Below are 26,590 nucleotides of genomic sequence, written 5' to 3' on the forward strand. Positions count from 1 at the left end.
TGCCGGCCACATGGCCGGCAACTCCCTCATCTGGATCGACGACCGCAGCCCGCTGCCGCCCACGGCGATGGCGCTGGGCGAGAGCAGCGAGGCGCCCGGCCTGCTGGCCGCCGGCGGCAGCGTCACCCCGCAACGGCTGGAAGAGGCCTACCGGCGGGGCATCTTTCCCTGGTTCAGCCCGGGCGACCCGCCGCTGTGGTGGGCGCCCGACCCGCGCATGGTGCTGCCGGTGGCCGAGTTCAGGCTGTCGCACTCGCTGCGCAAGACGCTGCGGCGCTTCATCCGCACGACCGGCTGCGAGATCCGCATCGACAGCGCCTTCCGCCAGGTCATGCAGGCCTGCGCCGCCACTCCGCGCGAGGGCCAGGACGGCACCTGGATCGTCGACGACATCCTCGACGCCTACACCGCCTGGCACCAACTGGGGCGGGCGCACAGCGTGGAGACCTGGATCGACGGCCAGCTGGTGGGCGGGCTCTACGGCGTGGGCATCGGCCGGATGTTCTTCGGCGAATCGATGTTCGCCCACCGCACCGATGCCAGCAAGATCGCGCTGGCCGCGCTGGTGGCCTTCTGCCGCGCCCACGGCATCATGCTGATCGACTGCCAGCAGCACACCCGGCATCTGGCCAGCTTCGGTGCCCGGCAGATCCCCAGAACCGAATTTGAAGCGCATTTGTCCCGCACGCTGGGGGGCAGCCCGCCTGGGGCCTGGGCCTATCATCCGGGGCTGTGGGCGCAGCTGGATCTGGGCCCGCCGGCCGACGGCGACGCCGCGCCGCCCACCACCCCCACCACCCTCCCCACCCCGCCCGCGTGACCCACCCGAAGGAGCTCCCGCTATCGTCGTTGCAGTTCTATGCAACGGCACCGTATCCGTGCAGCTACCTGCCGGACCGGATGGCGCGCTCGCAGGTGGCCACGCCCAGCCACCTGATCCACGCCGATGCCTATTCCGGCCTGGTGGCCAATGGCTTCCGGCGCAGCGGCATGTTCACCTACCGGCCCTATTGCGACAGCTGCCGCGCCTGCGTGCCGCTGCGCGTGCCGGTGGCCACCTTCGTGCCCACCCGCAGCCAGCGCCGCGCGCTCAAGGCCCACGGCCACCTGAAGACCCGGGTGCTGCGCCTGTGCTTCGTGCCCGAGCACTACCAGCTCTACCTGCGCTACCAGTCCGGCCGCCATGCCGGTGGCGGCATGGACCACGACAGCATCGACCAGTACACCCAGTTCCTGCTGCAGAGCAGGGTCAATTCCCGCCTGGTCGAGTTCCGTGACCCCGCGCCCGAGGGCAGCACCACCCCCGGCACGCTGCGCATGGTGTCGATCGTCGATGTGCTCAATGACGGCATCTCGGCCGTCTACACCTTCTACGACCCCGATCTGAAGGGCAGCCTGGGCACCTATGGCGTGATGTGGCAGATCGACCAGATCCGCCTGCTGAAGCTGCCGCACCTGTACCTGGGCTACTGGATCGCTGAGAGCGACAAGATGGCCTACAAGGCCGGCTTCGGGCCGCACCAGTTGCTGACCGAGCGCGGCTGGGAGTGGCCTGAGCCGCAACCGCCCAGCCAGTCCCCGGACTGACCCCGGCCATGCCCGGCGGTGGCCAGCCTCGCCACACCCGCCCGCCTACAATCGAGGGATGGCACTTTCCCCTGTTCCCGAACTCGTGGCCGAGCTGGCCGCCGGCCGCATGGTCATCCTCGTCGACGAGGAAGACCGCGAGAACGAAGGTGATCTGGTGCTCGCCGCCGACCATGTGTCGGCCGAGACCATCAACTTCATGGCCAAGCATGGCCGCGGCCTGATCTGCCTGACGCTGACCAAGGAGCGCTGCGAGCGCCTGCAGCTGCCGCCGATGGCCACCCGCAACGGCACGGTGCACGGCACGGCCTTCACCGTCTCGATCGAGGCGGCCACCGGCGTCACCACTGGCATCAGCGCGGCCGACCGCGCCCGCACGGTGCAGGCCGCGGTGGCCAAGGACGCCCAGCCCACCGACCTGGTGCAGCCCGGCCACATCTTCCCGCTGCAGGCGCAGGACGGCGGCGTGCTGATGCGCGCCGGCCACACCGAGGCCGGTTGTGATCTGGCCGCCATGGCCGGCTGCACGCCCGCGGCGGTGATCTGCGAGATCATGAACGACGACGGCACCATGGCCCGGCTGCCCGAGCTGCAGGTGTTCGCGCAGCAGCACGGCCTGAAGATCGGCACCATCGCCGACCTGATCGCCTACCGCTCGCACAACGAGACGCTGATCGAATGCCTGGGCGAACGCGGCCTGATGACCGCCCAGGGCAATTTCATCTGCCAGGCCTTCCGCGACCATTCCGGCGGCCTGCACATCGCCCTGCGCAAGGGCACCTGGCAGCCTGACGACGAGGTGCTGGTGCGGGTGCATGAGCCCTTCACCGCGATGGACCTGCTCGATGTGGGCCGCAGCGCCCACAGCTGGCCGCTGCCCACCGCGCTGGCGGCCATCCAGGCGGCGCCGGCCGGCGTGGCGGTGCTGCTGAACTGCGGCACCGACATCGCCACGCTGATGCCGCAGGTGCTGCCGCAGCAGGCCAGCCGCCCGCCGCGGCCGATGCAGATGGACCTGCGTACCTACGGCGTGGGCGCACAGATCCTGCGCCAGCTGGGTGTGCGCAAGATGAAGCTGCTGGGCAGCCCGCGGCGCATGCCCAGCATGGCCGGCTATGGACTGGAAGTCACCAGCTTCCAGGCCGCCGACCGCTGACCCTTCCCCGAAAGCATCCATGCAACACGCCAACCAAGGCGAGGCCGTCAACCTGGACGGCAGCGGCCTGTCGGTCGCCATCGTGCAGGCCCGCTTCAATGCCGACATCACCGGCAAGCTGGCCGAGGCCTGCCTGGCCGAACTGGCCGCGCTGGGCGTGCCGGCCGCCAACATCCGCCATGTCACCGTGCCCGGCGCGCTGGAGGTGCCGGTGGCCCTGCAGGCGCTGGCCGACACCGAAGACTTCGACGCGCTGATCGCGCTGGGCTGCATCATCCGCGGCGAGACCTACCACTTCGAGCTGGTGGCCAATGAAAGCGGCGCCGGCGTCAGCCGGGTGTCGCTGGATGCCAGCCTGCCGGTGGCCAATGCCATCCTCACGGTCGAGAACGAGGCCCAGGCCTGGGCCCGCGCCGAAGACAAGGGCCGCGACGCCGCCCGTGTGGCCGTCGAGATGGCCAACCTTCTGAATGACCTGGGCTGAAGACGCACCGTGACCGACTCTGCCCCTCCTGACCTGCCGGCACCGGCGCCCGCCAAGAAGGCCGCCCGCAAGCCGCAAGGCACCTCCGCCCGCCGCCGTTCACGTGAACTGGCGCTGCAGGGCCTGTACCAGTGGCTGATCAGCGGTGCCGATGGCGCCGAGATCGAGGCCCACCTGGCCGAGCACGACGGCTTCGACAAGTTCGACCGCATGCACTTCGACGCCCTGCTGCACGGCGGCATCGCCGAGGCCGCGGCGCTGGATGCGGCGCTGGCCAAGCATGTGGACCGGCGCACGAAGGATCTGTCGCCAGTCGAGCATGGCGTGCTGATGATCGGCGTCTACGAGCTGACCCACTGCATCGACATCCCCTACCGCGTGGTGATCAACGAGGCGGTGGAACTGGCCAAGGCCTTCGGCGGCACCGATGGCCACAAGTACGTCAACGGCGTGCTCGACAAGTGCGCCGCCGACCTGCGGCCGGTGGAAGTGGCTGCGCGCCAGGCGGCGCGCCGGGGCGCATGAAGCTCGCCGGCCGGCTCGGGCACATCGAGCCGTTCTACGTGATGGAGTGCGCCAAGGCGGCGCAGCGCATCGCCGCCAGCCCGGCCTGTGATCCGGCCCGCGGCGGCGAGCGCATGCTGTTCCTGAACATCGGCGAGCCCGACTTCACCGCACCGCCGCTGGTGCAGCAAGCCGCTGAGCGCGCCATCCGCGACGGGCGCAGCCAGTACACCGACGCCCTGGGCCTGCCGGCCCTGCGCGAGGCCATCAGCGGCTGGTATGCACAACGCTTCGGCCTGCAGATCAGCGCCGAGCGCATCATGGTCACGGCCGGCGCCTCAGCTGCGCTGCAGCTGGCCTGCCTGGCACTGTTCGAGGCGGGTGACGAGGTGCTGATGCCCGACCCCAGCTACCCCTGCAACCGGCACTTCGTGGCGGCGGCCGATGCGGTGGCGCGGCTGCTGCCCACCACCGCGGCCCAGCGCTTCCAGCTGGATGCGGCGGCGGTGGCCCAGGCCTGGACGCCGGCCACCTGCGGCGTGCTGCTGGCCAGCCCGTCCAACCCCACCGGCACGTCCATCCACCCCGATGAGCTGCGGCGCATCGACACGGTGGTGCGCGGCCAGGGCGGCGTGACCATCGTCGACGAGATCTACCTGGGCCTGAGCTACGACGACACCTTCGGCCACAGTGCGCTGCAGCTGGGCGAGCACATCGTCAGCGTCAACAGCTTCAGCAAATACTTCAACATGACCGGCTGGCGCCTGGGCTGGCTGGTGCTGCCGCCGGCCATGGTGGCACCGATGGAACGGCTGGCGCAGAACCTGTTCATCTGCGCCAGCACCATCGCCCAGCATGCGGCGCTGGCCTGCTTCCAGGCCGAATCGATCGCCGAGTACGAACGCCGCCGCGCCGAGTTCCGCGCCCGGCGCGACAAGGTGGTGCCGGCGCTCAACGCCCTGGGCCTGCGCGTGCCGGTGGAGCCCGACGGCGCGTTCTACGCCTACATCGACTGCAGCGCCCACCACGCCGACAGCTGGGACTTCGCCTTCGGGTTGATGGACAGCGCCCATGTGGCGCTGACGCCGGGCCGCGACTTCGGCCGCGCCGACCCGCAGCGCTGGCTGCGGCTGTCCTTCGCCAGCAGCCAGGACAAGCTGGACGAGGCACTGCACCGCCTGCGGCGGGTGCTGGCATGACGGCACCGGCCTTCCAGCACACCGTGCGGGTGTACTGGGAAGACACCGACGCGGGCGGCGTGGTGTTCTATGCCAACTACCTGAAGTTCTTCGAGCGTGCCCGCACCGAATGGCTGCGTGCCCTGGGCCTGGGCCAGCAGGCGCTGCGCGAGGCCACCGGCGCCATCTTCATCGTCAGCGACACGGCGCTGCGCTACTTGGCACCGGCCCGGCTGGACGACCTGCTGACGGTGACGGTGCAACCGGTGGACACCGGCCGTGCCTCGATGACATTGCAGCAACATGCCTGGCGCCACAATGCCGGCGATGCCGCACCCGTGCTGCTGTGCGAGGGCCGCATCCGCATCGGCTGTGTCGATGCGCAGAGTTTCCGCCCGCGCCGCTTTCCCGAACCCGTGACCCAGGTCTTGCCACGATGAACCAGGATTTTTCGATCATCACCCTGGTGATGCAGGCCGGCCTGGTGGTGCAGCTGGTGATGGCCGGGCTGCTGCTCACCTCGCTGGCCAGCTGGACGGTGATCTTCGGCAAGGTGTTCAGCCTGCGCAGCCTGCGCCGCGGCAACGACGATTTCGAACGCGAGTTCTGGTCGGGCAAGAACCTCAACGACCTCTACAGCGCCGCCAGCGGCAAGGCCGACAGCGCGCCGATGGAGCGCATCTTCGCCAGCGGCATGCGCGAGTTCCTGAAGCTGCGCGAGCGCCGGCAGGAAGCCAGCGCCCAGCTCGACGGCGCCCGCCGCGCCATGCGCGCCAGCCTGCAGCGCGAGCTGGACGTGATCGAGGGCAACGTCGGCTTCCTGGCCAGCGTGGGCTCGGTCAGCCCGTACGTGGGCCTGTTCGGCACGGTGTGGGGAATCATGCATGCCTTCGTGGGCCTGGCCAATGTGCAGCAGGTGACGCTGGCGACGGTGGCGCCGGGCATCGCCGAGGCGCTGGTGGCCACCGCCATCGGCCTGTTTGCCGCCATCCCGGCGGTGGTGGCCTACAACCGCTTCGCCCGCGACATCGACCGCATCGCCATCCAGCTGGAGAGCTTCATCGAGGAGTTCTCCAACATCCTGCAGCGCAATGCCGGCCAGCCGCCGGCGCCGGGGCGCTAGGCCATGCCGGGCGTCGTCTCCCGTGGCGGCCGGCGCAGCCGGCGCGTGATGGCCGAGATGAACATGGTGCCGTTCATCGATGTGATGCTGGTGCTGCTGATCATCTTCATGGTCACCGCGCCGATGATCAGCGTCGGCGTCGTCGACCTGCCCACCGTGGGTAAGGCCGCCCAGCGGCCCGACAGCGTGGTGGAGGTGATCGTGGGCAGCGACGAGAAGCTGCGCCTGCGCCTGGACGGCGCCGACCCCAAGCCCACCAGCCTGCGCAGCCTGGCCAGCGACGTGAAGGCCCTGCAGGCCGGCAATGCCAAGGTGCCGGTGGTGATCTCCGCCGAGAAGTCGGTGAAGTACGAGGCCGTGGTGCGCGCCATGGATGTGCTGCAGCGCAGCGGCGTTCAGCGGGTGGGCCTCACTGTCAAGCAAGGCGGCTGATGGGCGCTTGGGCCGCCAGCCACGACGCCCTGCTGCCGCGGCAGGACAACCGCCTGGGCCTGGGCGCCGGCCTCGCCCTGCTGGCCCACGGCGGCCTGATCGGCGCGCTGGCCCTGGGCCTGAACTGGCGCCTGCCGACTGCCGATGTGGCGGTCAGCGCCGAGCTGTGGGCGGCGGTGCCGCAAGTGGCCGCCCCGGCCCCGGCCGAGGTGGCACCACCACCCCCTGCCCCGGCCCCAGCGCCTGCCCCACCACCGCCCGCACCCGCACCGCCCCCCGGTCCCACCGCCGCCGAGCGCCTGGCCGCCCGCGATGCCGAGATCGCGCTGGAGAAGGCCCAGGCCCAGCAACGCCTGCGCGACGAGGAGGAGGCCCGCCGGCTGAAGCAGCGGCTGGAGGCCAAACGCCTGGAGGAAGCCCAGGAGGCGAAACGCCAGCAGGACGCGAAGCGGGCGGAACAGGTCAAGGCCGAGCAGGCGCGCGAGGCCAAACGCCAGCAGGACCTGGCCGCGCAGAAGGAACGCGACAAGGCGGAACGCGAGAAGGCGGTCGCCGCCAAGGCCAAGGCGGATGCCGAGGCCAAGGCCCAGGCCGAGCAGATCGCCAAGCTGCGCGAGGAGAACCTCAAGCGCATGATGGGCCAGGTGGGCGCCACCGGCGCAGCCAACGCCACCGGCAGCGCCAAGGCCGATGCGGCGCCGTCGGCCGGCTACGGCGGCCGCATCAAGGCGGCCATCCTGCCCAACATCGTGCAGCCCGACAAGGAACGCGGCAACCCGGTCACCGAGGTGGAAGTGCGCTGCGCGCCCGACGGCAGCATCGTCGGCCGCCGCATCACCAAGCCCAGCGGCAACCCGGCCTGGGACGAGACCGTGCTGCGCGCCATCGACAAGACCCGCCAGCTGCCGCTGGACAACGGCCGCATCCCGGCCACGATGACGCTGGTGTTCTCCCAGAACGAGACACGCTGAGCCGGGCGCGGCCGCTCACCGGGCGCGCCACTTGCCGGCATCCATCAGCAGGTCGGCATGGCCGCCCAGGTGCTCGACACAGAAGTCCACGAAGGCACGCACCCGTGCCGGCAACTGTCTGCGGTTGGGGTAGTGGATGAACAGCTGCCAGCCATCGATCTGGTGGTCATGCAGCAGCACCTGCAGCTGCCCGGCCTGCAGCGCCGGCAGGGCCATGGGCTGCGGCAGCTGGGCCACGCCCAGGCCGTCGATGCACGCCTGCTGCAGGCTGCGGAAGTCGTTGCAGACCAGACGCCCGGGAAGCTGCACCAGCTGCACATTGCGCGCCCCGTCGCTGCGCTGCTGCAGCACCAGCGGCTGGGTGTGCTCCCGCCCCGTGATGCGCAACATCAACGCGTCGTGCTGCTGCAGTGCCTCGATGCTGCGCGGCACGCCACGCGCCTGCAGATAGCTGGGCGCCGCGCACAGCAGCAGGCGGATCGGACCCAGCGGCCGGGCAACGAAGGCGGCGTCGTCCAGGCTGCCCACCCGGATGCCCACGTCCATGCGCTTGGGGATCAACGGCGTGGAGTCCTCGCTCAGCTCCAAGTCCAGCTGGATCTGCGGGTGCCGCTGGTAGAACTTGGGAAGCAGCGGCACCAGGTACTGGAAAGCCAGCGGCGAGACCACGCTGGCCCGCACCCGGCCGCTGGCCGCGCGGGCATCGCTGCTGGCTTCGCGGCAGGCCGCATCCAGCTGGGCCAGCGGCTCGCGGCACTGCTCCAGGAAGGCCTGCCCTTCGGCGGTGACCGTCAGCGCCCGGGTGCTGCGGGCCAGCAGACGCACGCCCAGGCGCTCTTCAAGCCGGCTGACGTTCTGGCTGACGGCCACCGCCGAGATGCCCAGCTCGCGCGCGGCGGCGGTGAAGCTGCCCAGCTCGGCGGTGCGGGTGAAATTGAGGATGCCACGCAGCGTCTGCATCGCTGGATGGTAGGCCAGCACCGGTCAATTGCAAAGATTGCATTTGGAATCTATTCACCATTGCCTGCGTTGTGCGTTGCTTTCCGGTTTCCTAAAGTGGCTTCACCTTGCAGCGACAAGGCCCACCAACCCGAAGGACACAACCATGAAATTCCTGCTGCTCTGCCAGATCCAGCCCGCCGCCTTTGCCACTGTCTCGGCCGAAGACGAGCAACAGATGATGGAGGCCATGATGGCCTTCAACCAGCAGCTGACCCAGGCCGGCGTGCTGATCGCGGCCGGCCAGCTGGCGATGCCCGACACCGCCCAGAAGGTGTACGGCGACAACGGCCACATCCGCACCCGGAGCGGCCCGGCCCTGGCCGGTGACACCCAGATCGGCGGCTACTACGTGGTCGACGTGCCGGGCGAGGCCGCGGCCACCGGCTGGGCGGCCAAGTGCCCGATCGCGATGTTCGGTGCGATCGAGGTGCGCGAGATCGTCTACGCGGCGGCCTGAGCCGACTGCGGCCACACATCCTTCACGCCCGCTCGCCTCCACCACCCGCCACAGCCTTGCTGATCAGAAGCCCCGCCATGCAGATCGAATCCACCATCCTGATCCACGCCCCTGCAGCCAGCGTCTTCGCGCTCTACGCCGACGTCGCCAACTGGACCGACTGGGATCCAGACGTCAAGTCGGCCTCGATCAACGGCGCCTTCGCCAGCGGCAGCACCGGCGTGATCGTGCCCAACGGTGGCCCGAAGTCGACCGTGGTGTTCAACCAGGTGGTGCCCAACCGCGGCTTCCATGTGCTGTGCAAGCTGCCGCTGTGCCGCATGCGTTTCGAGCATGAATTGGTGCCCGCCGGCCAGGCCACCAAAGCCACCCACCGGGTGGTGTTCGAGGGGCTGCTGGCGCCGCTGTTCGGCCGCTTGATCGGCGCAGGCATGCGCCAATCCCAGCCGCACGCGCTGCAGTCGCTCAAGCGGGTGGCGGAGGAGCGGCTTTCAGCGCATGCGACGCCGCGCCGCACCCAGGCCGACGGCGACCAGCCCGGCCAGCCACAGCGCCGTTGAAGCGGGCTCCGGAACGGCACTGACGCTGAAGCCCGCCGAGAACGGCGTGTCGGCCGACCCATTGAAGCGGTCGCCTTCGTTGGTCAGGGCCTTGAAGTAGACCTGCAGGCGGTGCTGGCCCGCGCTGGCACCGGCCAGGAAGTTCACCTGCCCGCCGACCAGGCGCCAGCTCTGGTCTTCGCCGCCGCCGGTGGTGCTGGCGGTGCCTGGAATGGTCAGCGGCACATTGCTGCCCCAGTTCAGGGTCAGTTCCTGCCAGGCACCGCTGTCCACGCGCCAGTAGGCACGTGCGCCGGTCACGTCACCGCCGCTGTTCTTCCAGACGAACAGGTCGGCGCCGGTGAGCCAGGCACTGCTGCCCTGCGTGAAGCTGCCCAGGTTGGCGTTGGCGAAGTCCGGCAGCAGATCGGTCGCCCACGCCGAGGTGTCGTACCACTGGGTGGCATCCGGGCCGTCCGCGTCGGCATCGACGCCGACGAAGCTGGCCCAGGTGCCCGTGGCGGCACTGGCGGGGCCGAGCAGTCCGCACAGGGCCAGGCCCGCCAGCAGCGAGGTCGGTGATTTCATGACGTGCTCCTTGGTGCCCGCAGCTGGGGCGATGGGGGTTGACGACGGCGCACGGCGGCGAGGGCCACCAACGCCACACCGCCCAAGGCCAGGCCGGCAGTGGCCGGCTCGGGCACGGGGCTGATCTCGAAGCGCAGCGTGCCCGACAGCCATTGGCCGTCTGCCACGCCGGCGGCTGCGTCCTTGTAGGCCTCGCTGAACTCGATGCGCAGCACGCCATCCGCGCCGGCGGCCAGGCCGAGGTCGCGCAGGTCCACCGTGCCGGTGTAGTCGCCGATGCCGCTGAACCCGTCGGCTGCGGCCGGCGCCAAGGTCACCACATCCAGGCCGGTGCTGTTGCCGAAGCTGACCTGCAGTTCAGCCAGGGTGCTGGGCGCGAAGGCCTCCAACCGCACCGACCAATCCAGCGCATTCAGCCGGGTGAACGCGCCGATGTCGATCTGCAGCACGGTGTTGCCCTCGTCGCCGAGCAGACCGTGGCTGCTGATCCCGGTGGTGTGGACGTCCACGGCGGCCTGCGCCGCGCCGGCCAGGGACAAGGCGATCAGGCCGGTGCCCAGCCACCGGATGGCTGGGGGCAGGAAGGCACGGGGACATTGCATGACAGAACCTTTCACTTGGACAGCGCGCTGCGCGCCACAAACACCACGGCAGTCCGCGCCGGCAGGCTGAAGCGGCCAGTGGCACGGTCGAAGCCAGCCAGCGCGGCGCGGCGGTCCGCGGCACCGGCGGCGGTGTGCACCGGGTGCAGCTCCAGCGGTCGGCCGGCCAGCGCCGGCAGCGTGAGCTGCTTGTCGGTCTTGTCGACGTTGATCAGGTAGACCAGCTCGTCGAAGTTGGCGCCGGGGTAGCCCACGCCGTGGAGCCGGCCGACCAGCACGGTGGGCTCCTGGCCGGAGCCGGTGTTGAGGAAGCTCAGCCGCGCCTTGATGTCCTCGGCCGTGCGCAGGCGCAGCAGGGTGCTGCTCTGGCGGATGCGCAGCAGGTCGCGGAAGGCATCGCGGGTCCAGGCGATCTCGGCGGCGCCCGGCTTGATCAGCGGATTGGCCAGCAGCGGGCGCGCCAGCGGCCAGTTGTCGGCGTTGTCCCGGGCGGGCGGCAGGCCGACGCCGAAGTTGTTGTCGGCATGGGTCCAGTCCAGGCGGTTGAACCAGTCGCCGCTGTCGTAGCTGTTGCGGTCCAGCGACTTGCTGCGCAAGGTGTCGGTGCCGGCATGGAAGTACAGCACCCCCTGGCTGAAGGTGTTGATGGCGTTCGCCAGGATCTGCACGCGGGCACGGTCCTCGCGGCTGGTGCCGGTGGGCAGGCGGTAGGCGTTGTTGTCGAACAGGGTCAGGTTGTCGTGGTTCTCCACGTAGTTCACCACCTCGCCCGGTTCCAGCACCCAGCCGGCGGGGATGCCGCCCACGTCGATCTGGTCCAGCCGCAGCATCGCGTCCCAGCTGGTCTGCATCTGGAAGCTGCGGATCGAGCCGGCCAGCGAGGCCTTGATGCGGTCCGCCTGCCACATCAGTTCGCCGCGCGTCTGGCCCGCCGCGCTGCCGTTGGGGTCGTAGAAGAACCCGTTCACATAGCCCTGGTTGGCCACCAGCGCGTTGCCCGAATCGCAGCAGCCGCCGCCGCGCACCGCGTCGCGGATCAGCGGGTTGAAGCTGCCGATGCCCGAGCCGTTGAGCGACAGCATCTCGGCCTGGACGAAGCGCGCGCCGTTGGCCACCTCGCCGAAGTTCCAGCCCTCGCCGACGATCTGCACCTCGCGGCCGGCGGCGGCCTTGACGCGGGCCTTGAGTGCCTCCATCACCGCGCGCGGGTGGTGGCCCATGATGTCGAAGCGCAGCGAGCTGATGCGGTAGTCACGCGTCCAGGTGACGGCCGAGTCGATCATCAGCTTGGCCATCATCCGGTTCTCGGCGGCAGTGTTCTCGCAGCAGGTGGAGCGCTCGACGCCGCCGCTGCCGTTGAGCCGGTGGTAGTAGCCAGGCACCACCTTGTCCAGCACCGAGGTGCTGTTCTGGCCCGAGGCGGTGGTGTGGTTGTAGACCATGTCCATGCCCACCCGCAGGCCCACGCCATGCAGCGCCTGCACCATGCGCCGGAACTCGACGATGCGGGCCAGCGGGTCGGCCACGCTGCTGGCGTAACTGCCATCGGGCGTGGTGAAGTGGTGCGGGTCGTAGCCCCAGTTGAAGCAGTCGGTGCCGGCGGTGGCGGCCACCGTCGCCTGCTGGCTGGTGCCGTCGGGCGTGCCACTGGGCGCGGGCGTGGTGCAGCCCTTCTCGCTGACGCTGGCGATGTCGAAGACCGGCAGCAGGTGCACGTCGGTCAGGCCCGCCTGGGCCAGCGCGGCCAGATGGCGCATGCCGTTGGACTGGGTCTCGGTGAAGGCCAGGTACTTGCCACGGCGGGCGGTGGGCACGCTGGCATCGTTGACCGAGAAGTCGCGCACATGCAGTTCGTAGATGCTCAGGTCGGCCGGGGCGGCCACGGTGGCCGGGGGCGAGGCGCCATCCCAGCCAGGTGGCTTGGTGGCCGGTGATTGCAGGTCGACCACCACGCTCTGCTGGCCGCCCTGGGTCAGACCCAGCGAGTACGGGTCGGTCACCAGGTTGCGCACCAGGCCGACGCCGCGAACGAACACCTGCACCTGGTAGCGGTAGCTGGCGCCCTGCAGGTTGCCGGGCTTGCTGAGCTGCCAGACACCGGTGGCGGCATCGCGGGTCATCGGCTCGGTGGTGGTGCGGGTCAGCAGCGTGGAACCGCTGACCGGCGTGGTGAGCACCACCGACACGGCCTGCGCGGTGGGCGCCCACAGCTTGAAGCGGGTGCTGCCACCGGCCACCACCGCGCCCAGGTCGGGCACAGCCTCGGCGGCGGTGTACAGGTCGTCCAGCGCGCCGGCGATCTGGGCCGTCGTCGCGTTCTGCACGCGCCCTGCGGCGTCCTCCTGCACCAGCACCAGCTGCTGCTGGTGCAGCGCCGGCAGGCGTGGCAGGTCGGCCGGGCGCACCTGGAACACGGCACCGCTGGCCACCCACTTGAAGCGCTGCGCCTCGGCCGCCGGCACGCTGCCGGTGAAGGCGTCGAGCGTGATGAAGCCGTCGGCGCCCTGCACCGGCTGGTCCAGGCCCAGGCGGATCTGCCCGGTGGCCGAGTGGTACAGGCGCACGCTGCCGCTGGCGGCCAGCCGCGGCCACTTGACCAGCTGGCGGTTCAGCCAGACGGCGCGGGCGTCGGTGGTGGACACCTGGCGAAGATCCGGCGCAGCGGTGTAGACCTGGGTGTCGCGCTCGACCAGCCAGATGTGGCCCACCTGGTTGCGCACCGTCAGCGAGGCATAGGGAACGCGGATGTTGGCGTCACGGCCGTCCTTGTCGTTCTCCTGCGGCGGCATGCCGTGGATGATGAATTCCAGCGCGCTGCGGCTCACGTCACCCTGCGGGTTCAGCACCGGGATGTCGAACACCACCTCGCCGTCGCCGGCCGCGTGGCCCGGCATGGCGCTCAGCGGCACCGGCTGGTTCCAGCGGTCGATCTGCAGGCCGGCGGGCAGCGCGGCCACATCCAGGCCGCTGCCGTTCCACAGGTGCAGGCCCCAGGCGCTGTAGGCACCGTCGAAGCGCTTGTAGTGGACCCGCACCGTCTTGATGTCGGGCACCGGCAGCAGGCGCGGGTTGCTGGTGTAGTTGGTGCTGTCGCCTTCCAGACGCCAGATTTCATTGGCGCCGGACTGCAGCACGTGGCTCTGGTCGGCACCACCGTTGTCCTTGGTGTCACCCAGGTGGAAGAGGAAGCCCACCGTGCCACTGCCAGCGGCCAGCGGCACGTCGTAGTAGACGCCGAAGTCGTCACTGCCCGAGGCGTTCCAGCCGGCGTTCCAGTTCGGGCTCTGCGCCGCGTTCCAGGTGTGGATCTGCCAGCCCGCATGGTTGCCATCGGCGCGGCGGTAGTGCACCCGCAGCGAGGTGGCCGGCGCCGCCGGCGTGGCGACGGCGGCGATGCGCTGGTCGGGCAACGCCGACGCGCCCGCCGGCACGCCAGCCAGCAAGGCCACGCTGACGTCCGTGGTGGCGGCCAACCCGCCATCGACTGCCTGGGCCTGTGCACCGGCGTCACCACCACCACCGCCGCAGGCGGCGATCAAGCCGCACAACCCCAGCACCAGCGCGGTGGTCGCGCGCCGTGCCTGGCACCCCAGCCAGCGTCCCCATGTCGCCATCGTCTCAGCCCCCGTTGTTTGGCGGGATGCTAATGAAGTAAAACTACAACCGAAACCCAGTGAAATCCCGATCAAGGGTCAATCTCTAGGCCAGGGCTGGGTGAGGCGCTGACGACCGTTGGGCTCCATGCGACGATGCAGCAGATCGATGGTGTAGTTTTACTCCCAACACCGGCGAATGGACGCCAGCGGCGGGCACGCGCCAGCCTGCCGGGACGGCGTCTTTATGCGGGAAACGGGGGATCCCGCGCCGGGTCACCGGCCGCGGGCGGGCGCAGCGCTCAGTGGTTCTCGCGCGCGTGGTTGATCGTGTACTTCGGGATCTCGACCACCAGGTCGGCATCGGCGACGATGGCCTGGCAGCCCAGGCGCGAGTCGGGCTCCAGGCCCCAGGCGCGGTCGAGCAGGTCTTCCTCGCCCTCTTCCATCGCATTGAGCGAGCGGAAGCCCTGGCGCACGATCACATGGCAGGTGGTGCAGGCGCAGCTCATGTCGCAGGCATGCTCCAGCGCGATGCCGTTGTCCAGCAGGGCCTCGCAGATCGAGGTACCGCGGGGCGCCTTCACCTCCGCACCCTGGGGGCAGAGTTCGGCATGGGGCAGGATCTTGATGACGGGCATGGTGGTGGCGGGAGTCGCAGATTCAGATGTCGGCCAGCTTGCGGCCGGTCAGGGCCTGCTGGATGCCGCGGTTCATGCGGGCGGCGGCGAAGCCCTCGGTGCCTTCGGCCAGGCGTTCCACCGCGGTGTCGATGGCGGCGTGGTCGTCGCCGGCGGCGGTGGTGGCCAGGTCGGCCAGCAGGGCCTCGATGGCCTGGCGTTCGGCCTCGTCCAGCAGTTCGCCGTCAGCGGCCAGCGCGGCGCGGGTGGCCAGGGTCAAGCGCTCGGCCTCCACACGGCTTTCGCGCAGCGAGCGGGCGGCCATGTCGGCCTCGGCGCTGGCGAAGCCGTCCTTCAGCATGTTGGCGATCTGGTCGTCGGCCAGGCCGTAGCTGGGCTTGACCACCACCGAGGCCTGCACGCCCGAGCCCAGCTCCTGCGCGGCCACGCTGAGCAGGCCGTCGGCATCGACCTGGAAGGTGACGCGGATGCGCGCCGCACCCGCCACCATCGGCGGGATGCCACGCAGCTCGAAGCGGGCCAGGCTGCGGTTGTCGGCCACCAGCTCACGCTCGCCCTGCAGCACATGGATGGCCATCGCGGTCTGGCCGTCCTTGAAGGTGGTGAAGTCCTGCGCCTTGGCCACCGGGATGGTGGTGTTGCGCTCGATCACCCGCTCGACCAGGCCGCCCATGGTCTCCAGGCCCAGGCTCAGCGGGATCACGTCCAGCAGCAGCAGCTCACCATCCTTGGCGTTGCCGGCCAGGGCATTGGCCTGGATGGCGGCGCCCACGGCCACCACCTCGTCGGGGTTCAGGTTGGTCAGCGGCGGGCGGCCGAAGAGTTCACCCACCGCGGCCTGCACCGCCGGCATGCGGGTGGAGCCGCCGACCATCACCACGCCGGCCACGTCATCGCGCTTCAGCTTCGCATCGCGCAGCACCTTGCGCACGGCCGTCAGCGTGCGGTCGACCAGCGGCCGGGTGATGGCGTCGAACTGCGCGCGGCTCACCGGCACCGTCAGCGGCTGGCCGGCCAGATCGGCCTGCAGCACGGTGGCCTCGGCATCGGTCAGCGCTTCCTTGGCGGCGCGGGCGGCCACCAGCACGGCGCGCTTGTCATGCGCGCTGTCGGCGCTGCGGCCGGCCTGGGCCAGCGCCCAGTCGGCCAGGGCCTGGTCGAAGTCGTCACCACCCAGGGCGGCGTCGCCGCCGGTGGCCACCACTTCGAACACGCCCTTCTGCAGGCGCAGCAGGCTGATGTCGAAGGTGCCGCCGCCCAGGTCGTAGACGGCGTAGAGGCCCTCGCTGGCGTTGTCCAGCCCGTAGGCCACCGCCGCGGCGGTGGGCTCGTTGATCAGGCGCAGCACGTTCAGGCCGGCCAGCTGGGCGGCGTCCTTGGTGGCCTGGCGCTGGGCGTCGTCGAAGTAGGCCGGCACGGTGATCACCACGCCGAACAGGTCGTCGTTGAAGGTGTCCTCGGCACGGTAGCGCAAGGTGGCCAGGATCTCGGCCGACACCTCCACCGGCGTCTTGATGCCGGCGCGGGTGTCGATGGCCACCATGCCCGGCTGGTCGACGAAGCGGTAGGGCAGCCGGCCGGCGTCGGCCACATCGGCCAGCCGCCGGCCCATGAAGCGCTTGACGCTGGCGATGGTGTTCTCGGGGTCGTCGGCCTGGGTGGCGCGGGCGTCGAAGCCGATCTGGCGGCGGTTGCCGTCCAGGTAGCGCACCACCGACGGCAGGATGGCGCGGCCCTCGCCGTCGGGCAAGCATTCGGCCACGCCGTGGCGCACGGCGGCCACCAGGCTGTGGGTGGTGCCCAGGTCGATGCCCACGGCGATGCGGCGGGCGTGCGGGTCGGGCGTCTGGCCGGGTTCGGAAATCTGCAGCAGGGCCATGTTGTTGGTCTTGTGGGTCGGCGGAAACGGGATTGGGGTCGGCGCGCTCAGCGGTCGAGTGCACTCAACCGGCGGGCCATGTCGTCGCGGAAGCGGGCCACGAACATCAGCGCCCGCACCTGCTGGGCGGCGGCTGCGGTGTCGCCCTGCCCGTCCAGCGCCTCGGTCAGCTGGGCCAGCATTCTGCGCTCCTGCGCGGCCACGCTGTCGTCCAGCGCCTCCACCGCGTCGGCATCGGCGGCGTCGTCCAACGCCTCGCGCCATGCCATCTGCTGCATCAGGAAGGCGCCGGGCATGGCGGTGTTGTGCTCGGCGTTGATCGGCACGCCGCGCAGCTCACACAGGTAGGCGCCGCGCCGGAGCGGATCTTTCAGCCGCTGGTAGGCCTCGTTCACCCGCACGGCCCACTGCATGGCCAGGCGCTGGGCGGCCGCGCCCTCGCTGGCGAAGCGGTCGGGGTGCACCTGGGATTGCAGCGCGCGCCACTGGTCGGCCAGCGCGGCGGCGTCCAGCGCATGCCGCTGCGGCAGGCCGAACAGGGTGAAGTCGTCGTCGGAGAGTTGCATCGTCGGGGCCATGGGGCGCTCACAGGGCCTTGGCCATGAACACCGACAGGCCGTTGTCGGGGTAGCCACCGAACGGACCGCGCACCGCGTAGCCGGCGCGGCGGTACAGCCGCAGGGCCTCGGCCTGGTCGCCGCCGGTCTCCAGCAAAGCCTGCGGGATGCCGTCGCTGCGCAGGCCGGCCTCCAGCTGGGCCAGCATGGCTTCGGCGATGCGCTGGCCACGTTGGGCGGGCGCCACGAACATGCGCTTGATCTCGCCGTAGGCCATGCCGCCGGTGTCGGGCTCGGCCGGCATGCGCCGCGCCGCGCCGCAACCCACCGCCGCACCACCCCGCCGTGCCACCAGGAACAGCACGTCTTCGGCCAGCAGCTGCTGCACACCCAGGATGTGGTTGTCCTCGGGCGCGTACAGGCCGGCCAGGTAGGTGTCCAGCGCGTCCAGCAGCGCCAGCACCTCGGGTTGGTCAGGCCGCTCGGAGCGGATCACAAGCTCTGCATGCATGGCATTCCAGACAGGACAAAGGCGCGGGATGCAGCCTCCGCGCCTTGTTGCAAGCCGGGTGCCAGACCCGGCTGGTGAGGCTCACACGCGGAAGGATTCTCCGCAGCCGCAACGGTCCTTCTCGCGCGGGTTGTGGAACTTGAAGCCTTCGTTCAGGCCCTCGCGCACGAAGTCCAGCTCGGTGCCGTCCAGGTAGGGCAGGCTCTTGGGGTCGATCAGCACCTTGATGCCGTGGGCCTCGAAGATGTGGTCTTCGGGGGCCACATCGTCGGCATATTCCAGCTTGTAGGCCAGGCCGGAGCAGCCGGTGGTCTTGACGCCCAGGCGCACGCCCACGCCCTTGCCGCGCTTGCTGATGTAGCGCGTGACGTGGCGGGCCGCGGCTTCTGACAGGGTGACAGCCATGGCGTTCAGGCGGCCTGCGTGCTGCCGGCTTGGGCCGCCACGTCGCCGTGCTTGGCCTTGTAGTCGCTGACGGCCGCCTTGATGGCGTCTTCAGCCAGGATCGAGCAGTGGATCTTCACCGGCGGCAGCGCCAGTTCCTCGGCGATGTTGGTGTTCTTGATCTCCAGCGCCTGGTCCAGCGTCTTGCCCTTGACCCACTCGGTCACCAGCGAGCTGCTGGCAATCGCCGAGCCGCAGCCGTAGGTCTTGAAGCGCGCGTCCTCGATCAAGCCGGTGGCCGGGTTCACCTTGATCTGCAGCTTCATCACGTCGCCGCAGGCCGGCGCACCCACCATGCCGGTGCCCACGTCGGCGTCGCCCTTGTCGAAGCCGCCCACGTTGCGGGGGTTCTCGTAGTGGTCGATGACCTTGTCGCTGTATGCCATGTCAGTCCTCCAAACAGTCTTAATGTGCAGCCCACTGGATGCTGCTGATGTCGATGCCGTCGCGGTACATGTCCCACAGCGGTGACAGCTCGCGCAGTTTCGCCACGCGGTCCTTCAGGGTGCTGACGGCGTAGTCGATCTCGGCCTCGGTGGTGAAGCGGCCGATGGTCATGCGCAGGCTGCTGTGGGCCAGCTCGTCGCTGCGGCCCAGGGCGCGGAGCACATAGCTGGGCTCCAGGCTGGCCGACGTGCAGGCCGAGCCGGAGCTCACCGCGATGCCCTTCACACCCATGATCAGCGACTCACCCTCGACATAGTTGAACGAGATGTTCAGGTTGTGCGGCACGCGGTGCTGCATGTCGCCGTTGATGAACACCTGCTCGATGTCGGTGAGGCCGCTGACCAGCTTGGTGTGAAGCGCGCGGATGCGTTCGCCCTCGGTCGCCATCTCCTGGCGGGCGATGTCGAAGGCCGTGCCCATGCCGACGCACTGGTGCGTGGGCAGCGTGCCCGAGCGCATGCCGCGCTCATGGCCGCCACCGTGCATCTGGGCTTCCAGCCGCACGCGGGGCTTGCGCCGCACGTACAGCGCGCCGATGCCCTTGGGCCCGTAGGTCTTGTGCGAAGCCAGGCTCATCAGGTCGACCGGCAGCGTGGCCAGGTCGATCACCACCTTGCCGGTGGCCTGGGCGGCGTCGACATGGAAGATGATGCCGCGCTCACGGCACAGGTTGCCGATGGTCGGGATGTCCTGGATGACGCCGATCTCGTTGTTGACCAGCATCACCGACACCAGGATGGTGTCGGGCCGCAGCGCGTCCTTGAACTTGTCCAGGTCGAGCAGGCCGTTGGGCTCGACATCGAGGTAGGTGGCCTCGAAGCCCTGGCGCTCCAGCTCGCGCACCGTGTCCAGCACCGCCTTGTGCTCGGTCTTGACAGTGATGATGTGCTTGCCGCGGCCCTTGTAGAACTGCGCCGCGCCCTTGATGGCGAGGTTGATGCTCTCGGTGGCGCCGCTGGTCCAGACGATCTCGCGCGGGTCGGCATTGACCAGCGCGGCCACCTGCTCGCGGCTCTTCTCGACGATGGCCTCGGCCTCCCAGCCCCAGGCATGGCTGCGGCTGGCCGGGTTGCCGAAGTGCTCGCGCAGCCAGGGAATCATCGCGTCGACGACACGCGGGTCCACCGGCGTGGTGGCGCCGTAGTCGAGGTAGATGGGGAAATGCGGGGTCATGGTGTGGGGAGCAGGATTGGGCGCTGGCTCACTTCGACAGCGCGCTGCCGAGGGCGAAGACGGAATTCGGGGCGGTGATCTTGATCGGCTTGACCACCGGCACGGTGGAGATGGCGCGCTTGATCGGCGCCTCCTCGATGGACACGCCCTTGGCCAGCTGGTCTTCCACCAGCTTCTTCAGCGAGATGGAATCCAGGTACTCGATCATCTTCTGGTTCAGGCTGGCCCACAGGTCGTGCGTCATGCAGCGGCCGGCGTCGTCGCCCATGCAGTTTTCCTTGCCGGCGCAGCCGGTGGCGTCGATGGGTTCGTCGACTGCGACGATGATGTCGGCCACGGTGATCTCGTCGCTCTTGCGGCCGAGGGAATAGCCGCCGCCCGGGCCGCGGGTGGATTCCACCAGCTCATGCCGGCGCAGCTTGCCGAACAGCTGCTCCAGGTAGGACAGCGAAATCTGCTGCCGCTGGCTGATCGCCGCCAGCGCGACCGGCCCGTTGTTCGAGCGCAGCGCCAGGTCGATCATCGCCGTGACGGCAAAACGGCCTTTGGTGGTCAATCGCATGAGGATTCTCCTGAGGGTCACCAGTGGTACGCAGGCTGGCCCGGGGGGACCAGCGGGTACCCGACTGATGTGCTCAAGTATAGCGGAAGCCGACTGTTTTGGTCGGCATTGCGCGCCGGGTGCCGCTCAGGCCGGCGTGGACAAACGGCGTCGAATCTCGGTCAGCAGACCCTCACAGGCTGGCTCGATCAGATCCAGCGCATGGTCGAAGGCGGCCACCGAGCTGTAGTACGGGTCGGGCACTTCGTCAGCGCCCAGCTGCGGCGCGTGGGCCAGCAGCAACTGCAGGCGGTGCTGCTCGTCGGGCGGGCAGCGCTTGTGCAGCGTGGCCAGGTTGTCGTGGTCCATGGCCAGCAGCAGGTCGAAGCGGCTGAAATCCGCCGCCACCACCGGGCGGCTGACCAGGTCGTCGAGCCGGTACCCCCGGCGCGCGGCCTGGGCCACCGCCCGCGGATCGGCCGGCGTGCCCTTGTGGAAACCATGCGTGCCGGCCGAGTCCACCGCCACCGCGTTGGCCAGACCGCTGCGCTGCAGCTTGGCCCGCAGCACCGCCTCGGCCATGGGCGAGCGGCAGATGTTGCCGGTGCAGACCATCAGCAGGCGCACACGGGCCGGGTCTGGGCGGCGGAACCAGCGGGACAGCATGGCACGCAGGATAGCCCAGCGGTGAGCGGTCCCGGACAGAGAGGACTCCCCACAACCACGGCCCAGCGCACCCGACAGCCAGGCCATGCACAGGCGCGGTGCGGCGCCGATATCCCAGGAAGACACGTCGACCAGACGACGAGACTTCGAGGAACCAAGAAAGATGCGCAACAACGGCCCTGTCACCCAGCGTGAATATCTGCTGCCGCCCGGCACGACCCTGGTGTCGACGACCGACCTGCAGAGCCACATCACCTACTGCAACCCGGCCTTCGTCGAGGTGAGCGGCTTCGAGCGCGACGAGCTGATCGGCCAGCCGCACAACCTGGTGCGCCACCCCGACATGCCGGCCGAGGCCTACCGCGACATGTGGGACACGCTGAAGGCCGGCCAGCCCTGGACCGCCCTGGTGAAGAACCGCCGCAAGAACGGCGACCACTACTGGGTGCGGGCCAACGTCACGCCGGTGGTCGAGGGCGGCCGCACCTGCGGCTACATGTCGGTGCGCACCGCGCCGGGCCGCGACGAGGTGGCTACGGCCGAGGCGCTGTACGCCCGCATGCGCGACGAGGCCACCGCCGGCCGCCTGCTGCACACCCTGCACCAGGGCGATGTCCACATCGCCGGCCTGGGGGCCGCGGTCGGCCGCCTGCTGCGGCCCGGCATCGGCGCCCGGCTGAGCGCCCTCACGATGGCCGGCACCCTGGCGGTGGGCCTGTCGGCCGGGCTGCTGGCGCAGTGGGGCCTGGGCGCCGCGGTGGTGGTCAGCCTGCTGGTGGGGGCCGGCGTGTCGGTCTGGCTGCGCCAACTGGCCCTGGCACCGCTGCGCCAGGCGGTGGCCGTGGCCCGGCGCATGTCGGCCGGCGACCTGTCGGCGGTGCTGCAGGCCGACCGGCAGGACGAGGTGGGCCAGCTGTTCCGCGGAATGACCCAGCTGAACGTCAACCTGCAGGCCATCGTGGGTGACGTGCGGCGCGAGGTGGAGGGCATCACCCTGGCCTCCAGCGAGATCGCCAAGGGCAACCACGACCTCGGCCAGCGCACCGAGTCACAGGCCAGCAACCTGCAGCAGACGGCCGCGTCGATGGAGCAGATCACCGGCACCATCCGCCAGACGGCCGACACCGCCAGCACCGCCGCCGCGATGGCCGGCGAGGCCGCCGAGGTGGCCGCGCGCAGCGGCCAGGCCGCCAATGACGTGGCCCAGCGCATGGGCGAGATCCGACAGTCGTCGCAGCGCATTGCCGAGATCATCGGCACCATCGACGGCATCTCGTTCCAGACCAACATCCTGGCGCTGAACGCCGCGGTGGAAGCCGCCCGCGCCGGCGAGGCCGGCCGCGGCTTTGCGGTGGTGGCGGCCGAGGTGCGGGCCCTGGCCCAGCGCACCAGCAGCGCCGCGCGCGAGATCAAGGTGCTGATCGAGGATTCATCGACCAAGGTGGAAGCCGGCACCCGCCTGGCCGAGGCCACCGGCGACACCACCCGCCAGACGCAGGACGTGGTGCGCCGGGTGCATGCGCTGATCAGCGAGATCAGCACGGCCGCGGCCGAGCAGAGCAAGGGTGTCTCGCAGGTCAACGCCGGCATCACCGAGCTGGACGGCATCACCCAGCAGAACGCGGCGATGGTCGAAGAGCTGTCGGCCGCCGCGTCATCACTGCATGTGCAGGCCGAGGTGGTGAGCCAGGCGGTGCGGATCTTCCGGACCGCAGGCTGAAGTCGCGTCAGCGGGTGCCGGTCAGCGGCACCACGTTGCTGTCGTGCCCGGCGGCGCCGAAGGCCTGCTCGCGCAGCAGGGCCAGCTGGTCGCGCACCCGGGCGGCCTTCTCGAACTCCAGGTTCTTGGCATGCTCGAGCATCTGCTTCTCCAGCAGCTTGATGCGCTTGGCCAGGTCCTTCTCGCTCATCGCCTCGACTTCGGCGGCTTCCACCAGGCCGCGCACCTTGCTCTTGTCGTCCTGGGCGCTGACGACGCCGTCGATCAGTTCCTTGACCTCCTTCTTCACGCTGCGCGGCGTGATGCCCATGGCCAGGTTGTGGGCGATCTGCTTCTCGCGCCGGCGCTCGGTCTCGCCGATGGCCTTCTTCATCGAGTCGGTCATCTTGTCGGCATAGAGGATGGCGCGGCCGTTGAGGTTGCGCGCCGCCCGGCCGATGGTCTGGATCAGGCTGCGCTCGGCCCGCAGGAAGCCTTCCTTGTCGGCATCCAGGATGGCGACCAGCGACACCTCGGGGATGTCCAGGCCCTCGCGCAGCAGGTTGATGCCCACCAGCACGTCGAAGGTGCCCAGCCGCAGGTCGCGCAGGATCTCCACCCGCTCCACCGTGTCCACGTCGCTGTGCAGGTAGCGCACCTTGACGCCGTTGTCGGTCAGGTAGTCGGTCAGCTGCTCGGCCATGCGCTTGGTCAGCGTGGTGATCAGCACCCGCTCATGCAGGTCGACGCGGATGCGGATCTCCTGCAGCACGTCGTCCACCTGGTGGCCGGCGGGGCGCACCTCCACCATCGGGTCGACCAGGCCGGTGGGCCGCACCAGCTGCTCCACCACCGCGCCGGCATGGGCGTTCTCCCAGGCGGCGGGCGTGGCCGAGACGAAGACGGCCTGGCGCATCTTGCGCTCGAACTCGTCGAACTTCAGCGGCCGGTTGTCCATCGCACTGGGCAGGCGGAAGCCATATTCCACCAGCGTGGTCTTGCGCGCCCGGTCGCCGTTGTACATGCCACCCAGCTGGCCGATCAGCACATGGCTCTCATCCAGGAACATCAGCGCGTCGGGCGGCAGGTAGTCCACCAGGGTGGCCGGCGGCTCGCCGGGCGCGGCGCCCGAGAGATGCCGGCTGTAGTTCTCGATGCCCTTGCAGTGACCCACCTCCTGCATCATTTCCACGTCGAAGCGGGTGCGCTGCTCCAGGCGCTGGGCCTCGACCAGCTTGCCGTCCTTGACGAACTGCGCCACCCGTTCGCGCAGCTCGATCTTGATGGTCTCCACCGCCGCCAGCACCCGCTCGCGCGGGGTCACGTAGTGGCTCTTGGGGTAGATCACGAAGCGCGGGATCTTCTGCCGCACCTTGCCGGTCAGCGGGTCCAGCAGGCTGAGCGTCTCGATCTCGTCGTCGAACAGCTCCACCCGCAGCGCCAGCTCGCTGTGCTCGGCCGGGAAGATGTCGATGGTGTCGCCGCGCACCCGGAAGCTGCCGCGGCTGAAATCCACATCGTTGCGGCTGTACTGCATGCGGATCAGCTGGGCGATCACATCGCGCTGGCCGATCTTGTCGCCCACCCGCACGATGAAGCGCATCTGGGTGTAGTCCTCGGGCTTGCCGATGCCGTAGATGGCGCTGACCGTGGCGACGATCACCGTGTCGCGCCGCTCCAGCACGCTCTTGGTGGCCGACAGCCGCATCTGCTCGATGTGCTCGTTGATCGAGCTGTCCTTCTCGATGAACAGGTCGCGCTGCGGCACATAGGCCTCGGGCTGGTAGTAGTCGTAGTAGCTGACGAAATACTCCACCGCATTGCGCGGGAAGAACTCGCGGAACTCGGCATACAGCTGCGCCGCCAGCGTCTTGTTGGGCGCAAACACGATGGCCGGCCGGCCCATGCGGGCGATGACGTTGGCCATGGTGAAGGTCTTGCCCGAGCCGGTCACGCCGAGCAGGGTCTGGTAGGCCAGGCCGTCGTCGATGCCCTCGCACAGCAGGCGGATGGCCTCTGGCTGGTCGCCGGCCGGCGGATAGGGCTGGAACAGCTGAAAGGGTGAATCGGGGAAGCTGACGAACTCGCCCTGCGCCGGCACGGGCAGGTCATCGGCTGGCTGTTCCGACAGCGGGGGCAAGGCGGCGAGGTCGGTCATCGGCAAATCCTTCAGCATGCGGCCAGCGGTGGGGGCTGGCCCTAAAATCGCGGGTTTCCACGCAAGCGGCGCCGCCGACAGGCACAGCCGCAAGCAACCCGACAGCGTAGCGCAGCCGGCCGGTTTCAGCTGGCAGCCGCGTCCGCCGCCCGCCCCGCCCGGGGCTCTTCTGCTGACACCGTCCCTTCAGGATTGCACCTCATGTCGCTCTTCTCCGCCGTCGAACTCGCCCCGCGTGACCCCATCCTGGGCCTGAACGAGCAGTTCAACGCCGACCCCAACCCGGCCAAGGTGAACCTGGGCGTGGGCGTGTACTTCGACGACGCCGGCAAACTGCCGCTGCTGGCCTGCGTGAAGGCGGCCGAGCAGCAGCTGACCGACGCCGCCAAGCCGCGCGGCTACCTGCCGATCGACGGCATCGCCGCCTACGACAAGGCGGTGCAGGGCCTGGTGTTCGGCAGCTTTGCCGACGGCCAGGCCGCGCTGGCGGCCGGCCGCGTGGCCACGGTGCAGGCCCTGGGCGGCACCGGCGGCCTGAAGGTGGGCGCCGATTTCCTGAAGAAGCTGAACCCGGGCGCCAAGGTGCTGATCAGCGATCCGAGCTGGGAGAACCACCGCGCGCTGTTCACCAACGCCGGCTTCCCGGTCGAGACCTATGCCTACTACGACGCCGCCAACCGTGGCTTGAACTTCGCCGGCATGCTGGCCGATCTGCAGGCCGCCGCCGCCGGCACCATCGTGGTGCTGCATGCCTGCTGCCACAACCCCACCGGCTACGACATCACCCCCAGCCAGTGGGACGAGGTCATCGCGGTGCTGAAGGCCCGCGGCCTGGTGCCCTTCCTCGACATGGCCTACCAGGGCTTCGGTGACGGCATCGCCGAGGACGGCGCGGTGATCCGCCAGTTCCTGGCCGCGGGCGTGGAGAGCTTCTTCGTCGCCACCTCGTTCTCCAAGAGCTTCAGCCTGTACGGCGAGCGGGTCGGCGCGCTCAGCGTGGTCTGCGCCAGCAAGGACGAGGCGGCGCGTGTGCTGTCGCAGCTGAAGATCACCATCCGCACCAACTACAGCAACCCGCCCACCCACGGCGCCCAGGTGGTGGCCACGGTGCTGGACACGCCCGCCCTGCGCGCCCAGTGGGAAGACGAACTGGCCGGCATGCGGGTGCGCATCAAGCAGATGCGCCAGCTGCTGGCCGACAAGCTGGTGGCCGCGGGCGTCAAGCAGGATTTCAGCTTCATCACCCGCCAGCGCGGCATGTTCAGCTACTCGGGCCTGAACAAGGCGCAGATGGAGCGGCTGCGCAGCGAGTTCGGCGTGTACGGCGTGGATTCAGGCCGCATCTGCGTGGCCGCGCTGAACACCCGCAACATCGACGGTGTGGTGGCCGCCATCGCCAAGGTGGTCTGAGCCCGCCCTGCCCCAAGCCTGCAGCCCGGCCACGCCGGGCTGTTTTCATGGTGGCATCCGCCGTGTCGCTCCAGCGACAGGCCGATGATTTGCAGCCACTGATTGCGTGTTTTCACGGACTCTGACAGCTCGGCGTGCATGCAACATGCCCTCATTGCGCGCATAATTGCTGCACTGCACAATATTTCAACCGATTGTCAGCTGCGATTCAGCGCCGACGCCACATGATCGCCCACGCGGTCAGACCC

The 26,590-nt window shown here is 69.6% G+C and carries 28 protein-coding genes; 14 read left to right on the forward strand and 14 right to left on the reverse strand.

The window, feature by feature from the left end:
• The first annotated feature begins 10 nt into the window (after positions 1-10).
• From aat to tolA, 10 genes are read left to right on the forward strand one after another with little or no spacing between them, the layout of a single operon-like run.
• The gene (gene aat, locus FFT10_RS02105; RefSeq protein WP_137731107.1) at positions 11-820 is read left to right on the forward strand and encodes a leucyl/phenylalanyl-tRNA--protein transferase; all 810 of its coding nucleotides are present in this window, start codon (positions 11-13) and stop codon (positions 818-820) included.
• The gene (locus FFT10_RS02110; protein WP_137731108.1) at positions 817-1,587 is read left to right on the forward strand and encodes an arginyltransferase; all 771 of its coding nucleotides are present in this window, start codon (positions 817-819) and stop codon (positions 1,585-1,587) included. Before aat ends, FFT10_RS02110 begins: the two co-directional genes overlap by 4 nt.
• Before the next feature lie 58 nt (positions 1,588-1,645).
• Positions 1,646-2,743, forward strand: coding sequence for a bifunctional 3,4-dihydroxy-2-butanone-4-phosphate synthase/GTP cyclohydrolase II (gene ribBA / locus FFT10_RS02115; protein WP_137731109.1), 1,098 nt, complete (start codon positions 1,646-1,648; stop codon positions 2,741-2,743).
• A gap of 19 nt (positions 2,744-2,762) precedes the next feature.
• Positions 2,763-3,227 (forward strand): 6,7-dimethyl-8-ribityllumazine synthase, encoded by a 465-nt coding sequence (gene ribH, locus FFT10_RS02120; protein ID WP_137731110.1) that lies wholly within the window; start codon positions 2,763-2,765, stop codon positions 3,225-3,227.
• A gap of 9 nt (positions 3,228-3,236) precedes the next feature.
• The gene (gene nusB, locus FFT10_RS02125; RefSeq protein WP_373282448.1) at positions 3,237-3,752 is read left to right on the forward strand and encodes a transcription antitermination factor NusB; all 516 of its coding nucleotides are present in this window, start codon (positions 3,237-3,239) and stop codon (positions 3,750-3,752) included.
• A complete protein-coding gene (locus FFT10_RS02130) occupies positions 3,749-4,930 on the forward strand; it encodes a pyridoxal phosphate-dependent aminotransferase (protein ID WP_137731111.1) in 1,182 nt (393 codons plus the stop codon). The genes nusB and FFT10_RS02130 overlap by 4 nt, the downstream gene beginning before the upstream one ends.
• Entirely contained in the window at positions 4,927-5,349 is a 423-nt protein-coding gene (gene ybgC, locus FFT10_RS02135) for a tol-pal system-associated acyl-CoA thioesterase (RefSeq protein ID WP_137731112.1), read from the forward strand. Before FFT10_RS02130 ends, ybgC begins: the two co-directional genes overlap by 4 nt.
• Positions 5,346-6,032: a protein TolQ gene (gene tolQ / locus FFT10_RS02140; protein ID WP_137731113.1), complete on the forward strand. Its 687-nt coding sequence runs from the start codon at positions 5,346-5,348 to the stop codon at positions 6,030-6,032. Before ybgC ends, tolQ begins: the two co-directional genes overlap by 4 nt.
• Before the next feature lie 3 nt (positions 6,033-6,035).
• Positions 6,036-6,464 (forward strand): biopolymer transporter ExbD, encoded by a 429-nt coding sequence (locus FFT10_RS02145; RefSeq protein WP_137731114.1) that lies wholly within the window; start codon positions 6,036-6,038, stop codon positions 6,462-6,464.
• Positions 6,464-7,435: a cell envelope integrity protein TolA gene (gene tolA, locus FFT10_RS02150; RefSeq protein WP_137731115.1), complete on the forward strand. Its 972-nt coding sequence runs from the start codon at positions 6,464-6,466 to the stop codon at positions 7,433-7,435. Before FFT10_RS02145 ends, tolA begins: the two co-directional genes overlap by 1 nt.
• Before the next feature lie 15 nt (positions 7,436-7,450).
• Here tolA and FFT10_RS02155 read toward each other — a convergent pair whose 3' ends face one another.
• Positions 7,451-8,395 (reverse strand): LysR family transcriptional regulator, encoded by a 945-nt coding sequence (locus FFT10_RS02155; RefSeq protein WP_137731116.1) that lies wholly within the window; start codon positions 8,393-8,395, stop codon positions 7,451-7,453.
• 145 nt (positions 8,396-8,540) lie between these two features.
• Between FFT10_RS02155 and FFT10_RS02160 the strand changes: the two genes are divergently transcribed.
• Positions 8,541-8,894 (forward strand): YciI family protein, encoded by a 354-nt coding sequence (locus tag FFT10_RS02160; protein WP_137731117.1) that lies wholly within the window; start codon positions 8,541-8,543, stop codon positions 8,892-8,894.
• Between the two features lie 77 nt (positions 8,895-8,971).
• Positions 8,972-9,454 carry an SRPBCC family protein gene (locus FFT10_RS02165; protein WP_137731118.1) on the forward strand — a complete coding sequence of 161 codons (483 nt, stop codon included), beginning with the start codon at positions 8,972-8,974 and terminating at the stop codon, positions 9,452-9,454.
• Here the strand turns inward: FFT10_RS02165 and FFT10_RS02170 are convergent.
• From FFT10_RS02170 to FFT10_RS02220, 12 genes are all read right to left on the reverse strand, one after another.
• Positions 9,386-10,021, reverse strand: coding sequence for a PEP-CTERM sorting domain-containing protein (locus tag FFT10_RS02170; protein WP_162520674.1), 636 nt, complete (start codon positions 10,019-10,021; stop codon positions 9,386-9,388). The genes FFT10_RS02165 and FFT10_RS02170 overlap by 69 nt on opposite strands.
• Complete coding sequence (locus FFT10_RS27760; protein WP_162520675.1) at positions 10,018-10,623, reverse strand: PEP-CTERM sorting domain-containing protein; 606 nt, start codon at positions 10,621-10,623, stop codon at positions 10,018-10,020. The genes FFT10_RS02170 and FFT10_RS27760 overlap by 4 nt, the downstream gene beginning before the upstream one ends.
• A gap of 11 nt (positions 10,624-10,634) precedes the next feature.
• Positions 10,635-14,237, reverse strand: a complete 3,603-nt coding sequence (locus tag FFT10_RS02175; protein ID WP_137731120.1) for an alpha-1,6-glucosidase domain-containing protein — start codon at positions 14,235-14,237, stop codon at positions 10,635-10,637.
• 281 nt (positions 14,238-14,518) lie between these two features.
• Complete coding sequence (gene fdx, locus FFT10_RS02180; protein ID WP_137731121.1) at positions 14,519-14,857, reverse strand: ISC system 2Fe-2S type ferredoxin; 339 nt, start codon at positions 14,855-14,857, stop codon at positions 14,519-14,521.
• Positions 14,858-14,879: 22 nt separating this feature from the next.
• The gene (gene hscA / locus FFT10_RS02185) at positions 14,880-16,736 is read right to left on the reverse strand and encodes a Fe-S protein assembly chaperone HscA (protein WP_137731122.1); all 1,857 of its coding nucleotides are present in this window, start codon (positions 16,734-16,736) and stop codon (positions 14,880-14,882) included.
• A gap of 47 nt (positions 16,737-16,783) precedes the next feature.
• Entirely contained in the window at positions 16,784-17,302 is a 519-nt protein-coding gene (gene hscB, locus FFT10_RS02190; protein ID WP_137731475.1) for a Fe-S protein assembly co-chaperone HscB, read from the reverse strand.
• Positions 17,303-17,321: 19 nt separating this feature from the next.
• Positions 17,322-17,804, reverse strand: coding sequence for a GNAT family N-acetyltransferase (locus FFT10_RS02195; RefSeq protein WP_137731123.1), 483 nt, complete (start codon positions 17,802-17,804; stop codon positions 17,322-17,324).
• A gap of 81 nt (positions 17,805-17,885) precedes the next feature.
• Complete coding sequence (gene iscA, locus FFT10_RS02200; RefSeq protein ID WP_137731124.1) at positions 17,886-18,209, reverse strand: iron-sulfur cluster assembly protein IscA; 324 nt, start codon at positions 18,207-18,209, stop codon at positions 17,886-17,888.
• Positions 18,210-18,214: 5 nt separating this feature from the next.
• The gene (iscU, locus tag FFT10_RS02205) at positions 18,215-18,634 is read right to left on the reverse strand and encodes a Fe-S cluster assembly scaffold IscU (RefSeq protein ID WP_137731125.1); all 420 of its coding nucleotides are present in this window, start codon (positions 18,632-18,634) and stop codon (positions 18,215-18,217) included.
• A 19-nt stretch (positions 18,635-18,653) separates the two neighbouring features.
• Complete coding sequence (locus tag FFT10_RS02210) at positions 18,654-19,868, reverse strand: IscS subfamily cysteine desulfurase (protein ID WP_137731126.1); 1,215 nt, start codon at positions 19,866-19,868, stop codon at positions 18,654-18,656.
• A gap of 28 nt (positions 19,869-19,896) precedes the next feature.
• On the reverse strand, positions 19,897-20,430 hold the full coding sequence (gene iscR / locus FFT10_RS02215) for a Fe-S cluster assembly transcriptional regulator IscR (protein ID WP_137731127.1): 534 nt from the start codon (positions 20,428-20,430) through the stop codon (positions 19,897-19,899).
• Between the two features lie 126 nt (positions 20,431-20,556).
• Positions 20,557-21,075 carry a low molecular weight protein-tyrosine-phosphatase gene (locus FFT10_RS02220; protein WP_137731128.1) on the reverse strand — a complete coding sequence of 173 codons (519 nt, stop codon included), beginning with the start codon at positions 21,073-21,075 and terminating at the stop codon, positions 20,557-20,559.
• Between the two features lie 163 nt (positions 21,076-21,238).
• Here FFT10_RS02220 and FFT10_RS02225 point away from each other — a divergent pair, with 163 nt between their 5' ends.
• The gene (locus FFT10_RS02225) at positions 21,239-22,795 is read left to right on the forward strand and encodes a methyl-accepting chemotaxis protein (protein ID WP_137731129.1); all 1,557 of its coding nucleotides are present in this window, start codon (positions 21,239-21,241) and stop codon (positions 22,793-22,795) included.
• 7 nt (positions 22,796-22,802) lie between these two features.
• Here FFT10_RS02225 and uvrB read toward each other — a convergent pair whose 3' ends face one another.
• Positions 22,803-24,932: an excinuclease ABC subunit UvrB gene (gene uvrB, locus FFT10_RS02230; RefSeq protein ID WP_137731130.1), complete on the reverse strand. Its 2,130-nt coding sequence runs from the start codon at positions 24,930-24,932 to the stop codon at positions 22,803-22,805.
• A gap of 201 nt (positions 24,933-25,133) precedes the next feature.
• Here uvrB and FFT10_RS02235 point away from each other — a divergent pair, with 201 nt between their 5' ends.
• Positions 25,134-26,342 carry an amino acid aminotransferase gene (locus FFT10_RS02235; protein WP_137731131.1) on the forward strand — a complete coding sequence of 403 codons (1,209 nt, stop codon included), beginning with the start codon at positions 25,134-25,136 and terminating at the stop codon, positions 26,340-26,342.
• The last annotated feature ends 248 nt before the right edge of the window (positions 26,343-26,590 follow it).

The organism is Pseudaquabacterium pictum (genome assembly GCF_005403045.1).
Classification (GTDB): Bacteria; Pseudomonadota; Gammaproteobacteria; order Burkholderiales; family Burkholderiaceae_C; genus Pseudaquabacterium; species Pseudaquabacterium pictum.